Below are 12283 nucleotides of genomic sequence, written 5' to 3' on the forward strand. Positions count from 1 at the left end.
GGGTCCGCAGCGCGGGCCCGGCCTTCGCCGTCGTCGTACCGCCCTCAGAACAGCCGCAGCTTGTCGTCCTCGATGCCCCGCAGCGCGTCGTAGTCCAGGACCGCGCAGCCGATGCCGCGGTCCGTGGCGAGCACACGGGCCTGCGGCTTGATCTCCTGGGCCGCGAAGATGCCGCGGACCGGGGCGAGATGGGGGTCCCGGTTCAGCAGTTCCAGGTAGCGGGTGAGCTGTTCCACACCGTCGATCTCGCCCCGCCGCTTGATCTCCACGGCGACGGTCCCGCCCTGGGCGTCCCGGCACAGGATGTCCACCGGCCCGATCGCCGTCATGTACTCGCGCCGGATGAGCGTGTAGCCGTCGCCGAGTGTCTCGATGCGGTCCGCGAGCAGCTCCTGCAGGTGTGCTTCCACACCGTCCTTGATCAGGCCCGGATCCACGCCCAGTTCGTGCGAGGAGTCGTGGAGGACCTCCTCCATCGTGATGATCAGTTTCTCGCCCGCCTTGTTGACGACGGTCCAGACGCCCGCCTCGTCGCCCTTGCCCTCCTTCAGGGTGCAGGGCGGCGACATCCAGTTGAGGGGCTTGTAGGCCCGGTCGTCCGCGTGGATGGAGACGCTGCCGTCCGCCTTCACGAGGATCAGACGGGGTGCGGCCGGAAGGTGAGCGGTGAGACGGCCCGCGTAGTCGACGGAACACCGGGCAATGACGAGACGCATGGTCGTCAACGCTACTCGACGCCGTGGCCCCGGCGCGATTCGCCCTCGTGAGCCGCCGGCACCGTCCGCGCCGCCCGTCCGTTCCCCCGTGATCTCTCGGCCGTTTCCCGTGCGTTGCGTCGGGGTGGCACAGCCATGCCTCCGCGCCCGGCTCATGGGCCTCTCACACGGGCTTCGGGGGCTCCTGGGCGCGGTCCCGGGGGCCCCTCCCTTTCTTCCGGGATGCCCCTGTTCGTCAGTGGCTGGTTGTGTGCCTGGTGGGAGTTCGCGGTATGTGCATTCTCCTGGTGCCGTCACGGTCCGTTGCTTACCGTAGTAAACGGGAGGTCGCGCGGTGTGTACTCAGCGTGTTCGGCACCACGGGCCTCCCTTCCCTGTCCGTCAACCCCTGTTGTCTTGGGGTGCGAGAGGAGTACCCATGTCGCTCGACGTCTCACCGGCCCTACTCGAACAGGCCGAGCGAGGCGAGGTCGACGAAGCCGATTTCGTCGACTGCGTCCGGACCTCCCTGCCCTATGCGTGGGAGATGATCAGCTCCCTGGTGGCCCAGCTGAAGGTGGACGGCGGAGAGTTCGCCGACAACCAGACGCCCCCGCCGGACGAGCAGGCACGTGGACAGCTGCTGCGTGCGCTCGCGAGTGACGCGATACGCGGCGCCCTGCAGCGGCACTTCGGAGTGCGCCTGGCCTTCCAGAACTGCCACCGGGTGGCGGTGTTCCCGCTGGACTCCTCGGTGGACGACACACTGGCGCGCTTCACCTCGGTCCGCAATCAGCTCCTCAACCAGTCGCCGGAACTTCGCGACTGCTGACGCGCGCGAGGCCGCCACGCTTGCCGCTCCGTACACGGGAGGTGCATCTGTACCGGAGCGGCAAGCTCCCGCCAGGCGGGATGACGGGCCCGGTCCGGCGGTTCACCGGAGCCGGGGGAGTACCTCGGCACCCAGCCTGCGCACGTTCTCCTCCGTTGCCGCGAGGTCGCCCGAGCCCTCGACGAGCAGGGCGAAGCGCGCGATGCCGGTTCGCTCCGCGGTCGCCGTCAGCCGGTCGACGCACAACCGCGGGGTGCCCACCGGATGCAGCGCGCTCAGCAGTTCGGTGTAGGCCAGCGGGTCCCGCATCGAGCGGGCCCGGCCGTCCACCGTCACATGGGCGTCGAGCCCCTGTTTCAGCCAACCCGGCATCGCCTTCGTCAGCGCCTCCACCGCGTCGGTGCGCCGGTCGGCGATCTGGCAGACGCCGGCCGAGACATGGCCCGCGCCGGCGATCACATCGCCGTCGACCCCGGCCGTGCGCGCGAACTGCCGCCACAGCGCGACCATTTCCGACTTCTCCTCGTCCCCGACGTGCATACCGAGCAGCATCGGCAGTCCCCGCTCGGCGGCCAGCCGTACGCTCGAGGGAGAGGTGCAGGCGACCACGACCTCGGGGCCCTGGGCCTCGCTGAGCGACTCCGACGGACGCGGGACCACGGGGACCGCGCGGAAGCTGAATCGTTCACCCGTGGCGGCGACGGACGGTTCGCGCAGCCAGCGCACCAGCAGATCGAGTGATTCCGGGAACCCGGTCTCATAGGCCCCGAGGCCCGAGCCGAAGACCTCCAGGTCCACCCAGGGCCCGCCGCGCCCGACCCCGAGCGAGAGCCGTCCGCCCGAGACCACGTGCAGCAGCGCCGCCTGCTCGCCGAGCGCCACCGGGTGGGCGGTGGGCAGGACGCTCACCGCCGTGCCGACCCTGATCCGGCTGGTGCGGCCCAGGAGGTGGGCCGCCAGTGTGATCGCCGACGGGCAGGTCCCGTAGGGCACGAAGTGGTGCTCGGCCAGCCACACCGTGTCCAGGCCCGCTTCCTCGGCGGCCTCGGCCGACCGCACCGCGCGGTGCAGCGCCTCCCCCTGGCCCTGTCCCGGAAACTGGGCGGCCAGTACAAAACTTCCTACGCGCATCGCACTTCCTGCTTTCCTGGCTCCGACGCGGAGCTCCCCCGCCCGGCATAACTGCCTGACATGTGCCCAAGTCACGGCTGGACGGCAAGATTTGCGGATTGTCTGCAGAATGTGCTGTTGGGTGGGTTCCGTCGAAGACGGTGACGCACGCGTACCCCTTCTCGCGCCGCGTAGGCTGGACAGTGCCCGAGCCCCCGTACAGCCCCCGTGAGGTGTCCTGTGTCGCCGCGTCGCAACCGACCGAAGGGACCCGGCTCGTCCGGCGGGAACGGGGACGACGACGACAGGTCCCGCTACGGAGGCTGGCAGTCCACCGAGAGCTGGCAGGGCGAGGACTGGAGCGTGCGCCATGTGGCGGGCGCCGGTGCCGAGGGCAAGACCTACCGCTGCCCGGGCTGCGACCAGATGATCCCCTCCGGCGTCCCGCACGTGGTGGCGTGGCCCCAGCACGCGGGCGTGGACGACCGCCGGCACTGGCACAAGGCCTGCTGGAACGCCAAGGACCGCCGCACCTCGCGGGTGCAGCGGTCCCGTAACGCGCCCAGACACTGAGTCCGGGCTACACGTCCCGCTTCTCCAGCAGCACGAAGGCGCCCGCGAAGGCGACGGCCGTCACGCCGAGCGCGATCCACAGCGGGTCCCAGCCCGTCGGGCCCGAAGAGGTCAGCGAGTTGGAGTAGAAGACGCTGAGCTGGTTGGGGATCGAGTACTCCAGCAGCCCCGTGCGCACCTTCGAGAGCGACTCCGCGAACATGAAGAGCGCGATGACCAGCGGGGCGAGCAGCAGCCCGATCATGATCGTGATGGCGCCCGCGGAGTGACGGACGATCGACCCGATGACCAGCGAGAGCAGCCCGAGCAGGGCGATGAAGAGGGAGACGCCGACCGTTCCCTTGAACCACTCGCTGCCGGTGGGGACCCGGGCTCCGTGATTCTCCAGCATGGACGCCTGGGCGAGGGCGACGACGGAGGCCGCGACCAGGGTGACCACGAAGGCGACGAGGAAGAAGACGATCGCCTTCGCCGCCAGCACCCGCCCGCGGCTGGGGCACGCGGTCATGGTGGTGCGGATCATGCCGGTGCCGTACTCCGACGCGGTGGTCAGCACGCCGAGCGTTATCACGCACATGCTGCCGAGGAGCAGCCCGAAGAAGCCGAGGGCGAGCGGGCTCTCGCCCCCGAGGTCCGAGGAGGAGCTCGCGACCAGCGCGCCGGTGCCCAGGCCGATGCCGATCACCAGCAGGACGAACACCCCGAGCGTCCACATCGTGGAGCGCACCGACCTGATCTTCGTCCACTCCGAGGCGATGGCGTGTCCGAGATGGGTGCGCACCACCGGGATCGGCGAGGTGTAACCGGGGGTCCGGGAATCGGGCGTGGCCGGCCAGGCGGGCGGGGCCTGCGGGGGCTGGGGCGTGCTCATCGGGCGTCCTCGGGCTTGGTCAGGTCGGCGGCGGGAGCGGGGGAGGCGGGCGGCTGCGCGGGTGCGGCGGGCCCGGCCGGTGCCCGGTCCTCGGAGGCCGGCTGGGCGTACGGGTTCGGGCCGCCCGCGCCAGGGGCGGCGGGGGCCGCAGGAGCGCCGTACGGGCCCGCGGGGACCTGCCCGGGCTGTCCCGGCATCACGAAGGGCTGCCCGCCCGGCTGGGGCGGCGGCGGGGCGTACCAGCCCGGCTGGCCCTGACCCGGCACCGGTATCGGCGGCTGGTAGCCCGGCGGCAGCGGCTGCATCAGCCCCGCCCGCTGGTCGATGGTGGAGCGGTAGTCGACCGCGCCCTGTGTCATCCGCATGTACGCCTCCTCCAGCGAGGCCTGGTGCGGAGACAGCTCCCACAGCCGTACGTCGGACGCGTGCGCGATGTCGCTGATGCGCGGCAGCGGCAGCCCGGTGACGCGCAGGGCGCCGTCCTGCTCGGGCAGCACGTGGCCGCCCGCCTCGGTGAGCGCCGAGGACAGCTTCTCCCGCTGCTGGGGCTCGGTGTCGGGGGTGCGGACACGCGCGAAGTCCGCGGAGTTGGCGGAGATGAAGTCCCGGACGCTCATGTCCGCGAGCAGCTGACCGCGCCCGATCACGATCAAGTGATCGGCGGTGAGTGCCATTTCGCTCATGAGGTGGGAGGAGACGAAGACGGTGCGGCCCTCCGCCGCGAGCGACTTCATCAGATTGCGCACCCAGAGGATGCCCTCGGGGTCGAGACCGTTGACCGGCTCGTCGAAGAGCAGCACCTGGGGGTCGCCGAGCAGCGCGGCAGCGATGCCGAGCCGCTGGCCCATGCCGAGCGAGAAGCCCTTGGAACGCCTCCTGGCCACGTCCTGCAGGCCGACGACGCCGAGTACCTCGTCGACCCGGCGGGCCGGGATCCCGGACAGCTGGGCGAGGCAGAGCAGGTGATTGCGGGCCGCCCGGCCGCCGTGCACGGCCTTGGCGTCGAGCAGGGCACCGACCTGGCGGGGGGCGTTGGGCAGCTTGCGGTACGGGAAGCCGCCGATCGTCACCTGCCCCGACGTGGGGTTGTCCAGGCCGAGGATCATCCGCATGGTCGTCGACTTACCGGAGCCGTTGGGCCCGAGGAAGCCGGTGACGGTACCCGGTCGCACCTGGAAGGAAAGGTTGTACACGGCCGTCTTGTCGCCATAGCGCTTCGTCAGGCCGACTGCCTCGATCATGCTCCGCACCCATCGAAAGGTTCAGGACGTCGGGGCGCCCAGACTGCCCCCGTAAGGCTTAGGAGGATATCCGGGCGCTGACGGTTCCACTCAAGAGAATGTAAAAGCCCGCAGGTCACCGGCGTCAACGGGCCCTGACCGGACTCCCTGCGGGTCCTGCCTGGTCAGGCGCGTTCAGGCGTCGCGCTGCTTGAGCAGGGCGTATCCCCCGATCAGGGCGGCCGCCACCCACAGGACCATGATCCCCAGGCCGCCCCAGGGACCGTAAGGTGTGTCGTCGGCCGCGCCGGGCACGACCTGGAGGATCCTGCTGCCGGCCTGGTCGGGCAGGAAACGGCCGATCTTCTTCGTTGCCGAGACGTTGCCCAGGATGTTGGAGATCAGGAAGAAGAACGGCATCAGGACGCCGAGGGAGAGCATCGGCGAGCGCAGCATCGCGGCGATGCCCATCGAGAACATCGCGATCAGCGTCATGTAGAGCCCGCCGCCGACGACCGCGCGCAGTACGCCGGGGTCGCCGAGCCGTGCGCCGTGCGGTCCGAGGACCGCCTGTCCGAGGAAGAAGGCCAGGAAGCTGGTGGCCATGCCGACGACGAGGGCGAGCGCGGTCGCAACCGTGATCTTCCCGAACAGGAAGGTGGCGCGACGGGGGACCGCGGCGAGCGAGGTCCGGATCATGCCGGTGCTGTACTCGTTCGACACGACGAGCACCCCGAACACGATCATCGCGAGCTGGCCGAGACTCATTCCGGCGAAGCTGATGAAGGTGGGGTCGAGGGTGAGCCGGTCACGCGGGCTCATGCTGTCGAACTCCCGCCTGGTCAGGGCCGAGATCAGCATGCCGAGGGCCACGGTGACGACCAGCGCGGCGGACAGCGTCCACACCGTGGACGCCACCGACCGGATCTTGGTCCACTCGGACCTGATGACATGGGCCATCGCCATGGCTCAGGCTCCCTTCTTCCAGTCCGCGCCCCATTCCCCGCGCGGAACGGGCTGCGCCCAGGTGCCGCCGGGGGCTTCGGAGTGCGCGTGGTATTCCACCGACTGTGCCGTCAGCCGCATGAACGCCTCCTCCAAGGAGGCCTGTTGCAGGCTGAGCTCGTGCAGCACGATCTGGTGGCGGGCGGCCAGCTCGCCGATCGGTTCGGCCTTGCCGCCGTCCACCTCCAGTGCTCCGCCGCCGGTCTCGACGACGGTGATGCCCGCCTCGTGCAGCACGTCGAGCAGCCGTTCGCGCTGCGGGGAGCGGACACGGACGTACGACCTGGAGTTCTTCGCGATGAAGTCGGCCATGGAGGTGTCCGCGAGCAGCCGGCCCTGGCCGATGACCACAAGATGGTCCGCGGTGAGCGCCATCTCGCTCATGAGGTGGCTGGAGACGAACACGGTCCTGCCCTGCGCCGCGAGGGACTTCATCAGGGTGCGGATCCAGTGGATGCCCTCCGGGTCGAGCCCGTTGACCGGTTCGTCGAACATCAGGATCCGCGGGTCGCCGAGCAGGGCCGCGGCGATGCCGAGGCGCTGGCCCATGCCGAGCGAGAACCCCTTGGCCTTCTTCCGTGCGACGCCGGTCAGACCGACCGTGTCCAGGACCTCGTGGACACGGGCTGCGGGGATGCCGTTGCTCTGCGCCAGGCACAGCAGATGGTTGAAGGCGCTGCGGCCGCCGTGCACGGCCTTGGCGTCGAGAAGGGCGCCGATGTACCTGAGCGGGTCCTCGATCTGGTCGTAGCGCTTGCCGTCGATACGGACGTCACCGGAGGTGGGGTGGTCGAGCCCGAGCACCATGCGCATCGTGGTGGACTTGCCGGCCCCGTTCGGCCCGAGGAAACCGGTGACGACACCCGGTCTCACGGTGAAGGTGAGGTTGTTGACCGCCAGCTTCTCGTCGTACCGCTTGGTCAGCCCCTCGAGCTCGATCATGCGGACACGCTAGAACGCCGAGAAGCCCCCCGCCACTGCAGTGGCGGAGGGCTTCTCGGATGTTCGGATGCCGTACGCCCCGTGTTACCGGGACTGCTGCGCGGGGACTCCGCGGGAGATCGGCTCGTCCTCGGCCGGCGAGCCCGCGGCGGCGACAGCGGCGCCCGTGAGCGTCGCGAGCATCTCGCGGACGTTCGTGAGCTGGGCGTTGATGGAGTCGCGACGGTTCGTCAGCGCCGCCAGCTCGCGCTCGGATTCCGAGCGGATGCGGTCGGCCTTGGCGTTGGCGTCGGCCACGATGTCCTCGGCCTGACGCTGGGCCGTCTCCACCGTCTGGCGGGCACGGCGCTCGGCGTCCGTGCGCAGCTTCTCGGCCTCCAGGCGGAGCTGCTCGGCACGGTGCTCGATCTCGGCGAGGCGCTTCTCGGCCTTGGCCTGGCGGGAGGCGAGGTCGCGCTCGGACTGCTCGCGCCGCTTGGCGAGGTTCGTCTCGAAGTCGGCGGCGGCCTGCGCGGCCTTGGCGCGGGTCTCCTCGAAGAGGGCGTCCGCCTCCTCGCGCTTGGACTGCGCGTCCTTCTGGGCGTCGGCGCGCAGCTGCGAGGCGTCGCTCTTGGCCTTCTCGACGATCCGGACGCCTTCGTCCTCGGCCTTGGACTTGCGCTCCGCGGCGAACGACTCCGCGTCGTTGCGCACCTGCTGAGCGGCCGACTCGGCCAGCTCGCGGTGCTGCTCGGCGGCGCGACGGGCCTCCTCGCGCAGGTCCTTGGCCTCTTCCTCGGCGAGGCGGAGGATCTTCTCGACGCGCGCGCCGAGACCCGCGTACGACGGCTCCGCGTCGGTGACGGCTGCCTGGGCGTTCTGCGTCTCGAGGTGGAGTTCCTCGATGCGCTTCTCCAGGGCGGTGATACGGCCGAGAGCACTGTCACGGTCGGAGACGAGCTTGGAGATCCGTTCGTCCACCTGAGCGCGGTCGTACCCACGCCGCACAAGCTCGAAGCCGTAGGGGGAAGTGTCGCTCATGGGGTTCCTGTCGAATGAGACCGGTGAGGTGATAGGGGAATCCTAGGGGTCAAAGCGGCGTGTCATCGAGCGGATGCGTGTTTGATCTGGAGAATGACCCTCCTTTTGGGTGGCTGGCTGTCCGAAGCCTTGCCAGAAGCTGTGTGAAACGTCACGGCGAGCACAGAATCCGCTCTCCTGACTAGCCTTCTGACGCCTTGCCACCCGAACGGGGCGCACCCACGGTGGCTCCCGCCTTGACGCCTCCGTCCTTGCCGCCGCTCGACGGGGCCTCGAAGGACTCCAACGCCTCCAGGACGTCCTGGACACGGGAGATCTCCGCATTGATGTCCTCCCGGCGGCGCACCAGGATCTCCAGCTCCCGCTTGCCCTCCTCGACGGCCGTACGGGCCTCGTGGATCGCCTCGGCCTTGATCTTCTCCGCCTCGGCGACCAGGCTGGCCTTCTTCTGCTCGGCCTCCTTCAGCAGCCCCTCGGCCTTCTTGACCGCGGCGATACGGACCTTGCCCGCCTCGGAGTTGGCCTCCGAGACGATCTCCTTCGCCTGTCCCTTGGCCTTCTCCAGCTGCTCCTCGGCCGCCTTGATCAGCGCGTCGCACCGCTCGCCCGCCGACTTCATGGCCTCGGCCGACTCCCGCCGCGCCCGCTCGTGCAGCTCCTCGATCTCGCTCGTGATGCGGTCGCGCAGCTCCTCTGCCCGCTCCCGGATCGCGGTCGCGTCCCGGCGCGCGCCGACCAGCAGCTCGTCCGCGTCGGACCGGGACCGCTCCACCAGCGAGTTGCCCTCGACCGTGGCCTCGGAGACGAGGCGCTCGGCCTCCTGGCGGGCGACGCCCACCATGGTGTCGGCCTGCGACTCGGCGTCCGCGGTCGTCCTGCGCGCGGTCTGCTGGGCCTCCGTGAGCAGCTTGTCGGCCTCGGAGGTGGTCTCCGTGATGAGCGTGTCGACCTGCTCGGCCGCCTCGGAGCGCCGCTTGTTGGCGTCCTTGCGGGCCTCGTCCAGGGTCCGCTCGGCCTCCTCGCGGGCGGCCGAGGTGATCCGCTCGGCCTCGGCGGCCGCCTCGGCCCTGACGCGCTCCGACTCGGAGCGGATGCGCTCGGCGTGCGCTTGCGCGGAGCCGACCGTCTCGGCTGCCTCGGCACGCAGCCGCTCCGCCTCGGCGGCGGTCTCCGCGGTGAGCCGCTCGGCCTCCGCCGTCGCCTCGGTGATGAGGGTGTCCACCTGGGCGGCGGCGTCCGACCGCATCCGGTTCGCGTCCTCGCGCGCCTCCGCACGGGTGCGCGCCGCGTCCTGGTCGGCCGTGGCGATCGCGTCCGACACCTCCGCCCGCACACGCTGGGCATGCTCGGCGGCGTCCGAACGGATCCGGTCGGCCTCGGCGATCGCCTCCGAAACCGTCCGCTCCGCGAGGGACTTGGCGGCCTCCGTCTCGTCGGCGGCCTCCTGCCGCAGGCGTGCCGCGTCTGCGCCGGCCCGCTCGCGCTCCGCGTAGGCGTCGGCGCGGACCCGGTCGGCCTCCTCCTGCGCCTCGGTGCGCGTGCGCGCCGCCGCGTGCTCGGCGGCCGAGCGCAGGCCGGTGATCTCCTCCTGCGCCTGTTCGTGCAGCCCGGTCACGGAGTCCCGCACCTGCTGGGCGTGCTGCTCGGCGGCCGAGACCATCTCGGTGGCCCGCCGGTCGGCCTCCTCGACCAGCCGTACGGCCTCGGTCTGGGCCTCCTCGACCCGGGCGCGCGCCACGGCGAGCAGTTCCTCGCTCTGCTCGCGGGCCCGCTCGCGCTCCTGGTCGGCATCCTGGCGCGCCGAACCGAGGAGTTCCTCGGCCTCGCGGCGGCGCCGGGTCGCCTCCTCCTGCGCGGCGGCGAGCGTCTCCGTGGCCTCGGTGGCCAGCCGCTCGGCGGCGGCCTGCGCCTCGGCGCGTACCCGGTCGGCGGTGTCCTGCGCCTCCGTCTTGAGCCGCTCGGCCTCGGCCGCGGCGTCCGTGCGCAGACGCACGGCGACGGCCTCGCCCTCGGCACGGGAGGCGGACGCGTCGGCGGCGGCCTCCGTGCGCAGCCGGTCCGCCTCCGTCTCGGCCTGCGCCTGGAGCGTACGGATGCGCTCGGCTGCCTCGGAGCGCAGCCGCTCGCCCTCCTCGACGGCCTCGCGGCGGATCCGCTCGGCCTCCACGCGGGCGTCGGTGAGGGCCTCCTCTGCGGAGGTGAACCGCTGTTCGGCCTCGGTCTGCAGACGGGTCAGCTCCGCGGCCGCGTCCGCCCGGCGCGCCTCGACCCCACGCTCGGTCTCCTCGCGCAGCTCACGGGCGGCCCGCTCGGCCTCCTCCTTGATCGCGTCCGACAGCTCGACGGCCTCGGCGCGCTGCGTCTCGGCCTCGCTGCGGGTGCGCTCGAGGGTCTCCTCGGCCTGGCGGCGCAGCGTCGAGGCGCGTTCGATGGCCTCGGTGCGCACCTTCTCGCTGTCGGTGGTCGCGGTCGCACGCATCTCGTCCGCGTCGGCCTTCGCCTTGGCGAGCAGCTCCTCGGCGGTCTTGGCCGCCTCCTCGATCTGCTGGACGGCCTCGCGACGGGCCTCCGCCCGGATCCCCTCGCCCTCGGCCACCGCCTCGGCACGCAGCTGCTCGGCCTCGCCGCGCAGCCTGCGCGCCTCCTCCTGCAGCTCGACCGTCTTGGCGCGGTACTCCTTGGTGTCGTCCTTCGCCGCGCCCTTGAGCTGCTCGGCGATGTCGTGCGCCTCGGCGCGCAGCCGGTCCGCCTCGGTCTCGGCCTCGCGGCGGATCCGCTCGGCCTCCTCGCCCGCGGCCTTGGTGGTCGCCTTGGCGTCGTCGGCCGCCTTGGTCAGGACGTCCTCGGCGGTGCGGGCCGTCTTGGCGAGCTGGGAGGCGGTCTCCTCGGCCGTGATGCTGCGGGCCTTCTCCGAGGCCTCCGCGAGGATCTTCTCGGCCTCCGTCTTGGCGTCGGCGACGACCTGCTCGGCCTCGGCCTTGGTGCTCTCGGCCTCCTTGGTGGCCTCGCTGACGAGCCGGGCGACCTGCTCCTTGGCGGTGCGGGTGCGCTGCTCGTTGGTCGACTCGGCGCCCGCCAGGGCCTTGGCCGCGGCCTCCTTCGCCTCGGCGACCACCTTGTCCGCCTCGGCACGCGCCTCGCGCAGCGCCGTCTCGGCCTCGGCCATCCGCTGCTCGGCGGCACGGCTCAGCTCGGCGGACTGCCGGCGGGCGGCGTCCGACTCGGTGGCCGAGGAGGAGCGCAGCTGCTCGGCGTGGTCGGTCGCCTCCTGGGCCTGGGAGGACGCGGCGTTCAGCAGGCGCTCGGCGTCCGTGCGGGCCCGGCGCAGGATCTGGTCGGCCTCGGCGCGGGCGGCCTCCGCGTCGCTCTGCAGCCGCTGCCGGGCCTCGGCGGTGACCCGCTCGGCCTCGGCGCGGGCGGCGGCGAGCGCCTGCTCGGCCTCGGCGCGCGACTCCTCGACCAGACGGCGCGCCTGGGACTCGGAGCGGGCGCGCAGCTGCTCGGCCCACGCCACGTTCTCGTTGACGTGCGACTCGACGGTCTGCCGGCGCTCGGCCAGCTCCTGGTCGAGCTGCTGCCGACGGGTGACGGCCTCCGCGTGCAGTTCCGCCTGGAGGCGCGCGACCTGCTCCGCGTGCTCCTGGAGGATGTGCTGCGTCTGCGCGCGGACCTGGCTCAGCTCGCGCTCGGCGTCGGCCCGCAGCTGGTCCGCCTGCATCTGGGCAGTACGGAGCATCTGCTCGGCCTGATAGCCGATGTCGGTCCCGTCGTAGGCAGGACGGGTCATCAGGGTGCGGCGCGCCTCGTGCAGCTTGGCGCGCAGCACCTCGACCTGGTAGCCGAGGTCCTCGGCGTGCTGGATCGCCTTTTCCCGCTCGGTCTTCAGCCGCTCCATCTCGGCCTCGAACCGAGAGAGGTGATCGACGTCAGCCGCCGGCTCTCGCTCCTGGCGTTCGTAGCCCCGCACTGCGCGGTCCCATCCGTCCCCTGGTCGCAAGTCTCTCCAAACGAGCTC

The 12283-nt window shown here is 71.5% G+C and carries 10 protein-coding genes; 2 read left to right on the plus strand and 8 right to left on the minus strand.

The window, feature by feature from the left end; translation table 11 throughout:
* Nucleotides 1–44: 44 nt before the first annotated feature.
* Nucleotides 45–716: an endonuclease NucS gene (nucS, locus tag ADL25_RS24760; protein WP_059130026.1), complete on the minus strand. Its 672-nt coding sequence runs from the start codon at nucleotides 714–716 to the stop codon at nucleotides 45–47.
* A 418-nt stretch (nucleotides 717–1134) separates the two neighbouring features.
* On the opposite strand from nucS, the gene ADL25_RS24765 reads away from it, so the two are divergent.
* The gene (locus ADL25_RS24765; protein ID WP_059130027.1) at nucleotides 1135–1527 is read left to right on the plus strand and encodes an SCO5389 family protein; all 393 of its coding nucleotides are present in this window, start codon (nucleotides 1135–1137) and stop codon (nucleotides 1525–1527) included.
* 102 nt (nucleotides 1528–1629) lie between these two features.
* On the opposite strand, the gene ADL25_RS24770 is transcribed toward ADL25_RS24765, so the two are convergent.
* The gene (locus tag ADL25_RS24770; protein ID WP_059130028.1) at nucleotides 1630–2658 is read right to left on the minus strand and encodes an LLM class flavin-dependent oxidoreductase; all 1029 of its coding nucleotides are present in this window, start codon (nucleotides 2656–2658) and stop codon (nucleotides 1630–1632) included.
* A gap of 219 nt (nucleotides 2659–2877) precedes the next feature.
* Between ADL25_RS24770 and ADL25_RS24775 the strand changes: the two genes are divergently transcribed.
* Nucleotides 2878–3210 (plus strand): hypothetical protein, encoded by a 333-nt coding sequence (locus tag ADL25_RS24775; protein ID WP_059130029.1) that lies wholly within the window; start codon nucleotides 2878–2880, stop codon nucleotides 3208–3210.
* A 7-nt stretch (nucleotides 3211–3217) separates the two neighbouring features.
* Here ADL25_RS24775 and ADL25_RS24780 read toward each other — a convergent pair whose 3' ends face one another.
* The 6 genes from ADL25_RS24780 to scy form a co-directional block, all read right to left on the minus strand.
* A complete protein-coding gene (locus ADL25_RS24780; protein WP_059130030.1) occupies nucleotides 3218–4081 on the minus strand; it encodes an ABC transporter permease subunit in 864 nt (287 codons plus the stop codon).
* Nucleotides 4078–5322 carry an ABC transporter ATP-binding protein gene (locus ADL25_RS24785; RefSeq protein ID WP_059130031.1) on the minus strand — a complete coding sequence of 415 codons (1245 nt, stop codon included), beginning with the start codon at nucleotides 5320–5322 and terminating at the stop codon, nucleotides 4078–4080. The genes ADL25_RS24780 and ADL25_RS24785 overlap by 4 nt, the downstream gene beginning before the upstream one ends.
* Before the next feature lie 174 nt (nucleotides 5323–5496).
* Complete coding sequence (locus ADL25_RS24790) at nucleotides 5497–6267, minus strand: ABC transporter permease (RefSeq protein WP_059130032.1); 771 nt, start codon at nucleotides 6265–6267, stop codon at nucleotides 5497–5499.
* A gap of 3 nt (nucleotides 6268–6270) precedes the next feature.
* Nucleotides 6271–7248, minus strand: coding sequence for an ABC transporter ATP-binding protein (locus ADL25_RS24795; protein ID WP_059130033.1), 978 nt, complete (start codon nucleotides 7246–7248; stop codon nucleotides 6271–6273).
* Between the two features lie 84 nt (nucleotides 7249–7332).
* Nucleotides 7333–8268 carry a hypothetical protein gene (locus ADL25_RS24800; protein ID WP_059130034.1) on the minus strand — a complete coding sequence of 312 codons (936 nt, stop codon included), beginning with the start codon at nucleotides 8266–8268 and terminating at the stop codon, nucleotides 7333–7335.
* A 181-nt stretch (nucleotides 8269–8449) separates the two neighbouring features.
* On the minus strand, nucleotides 8450–12235 hold the full coding sequence (scy, locus tag ADL25_RS24805; protein ID WP_059130035.1) for a polarized growth protein Scy: 3786 nt from the start codon (nucleotides 12233–12235) through the stop codon (nucleotides 8450–8452).
* Between the last annotated feature and the right edge of the window lie 48 nt (nucleotides 12236–12283).

The organism is Streptomyces sp. NRRL F-5122 (assembly GCF_001507435.1).
In the GTDB taxonomy this organism is placed as follows: domain Bacteria; phylum Actinomycetota; class Actinomycetes; order Streptomycetales; family Streptomycetaceae; genus Streptomyces; species Streptomyces lannensis.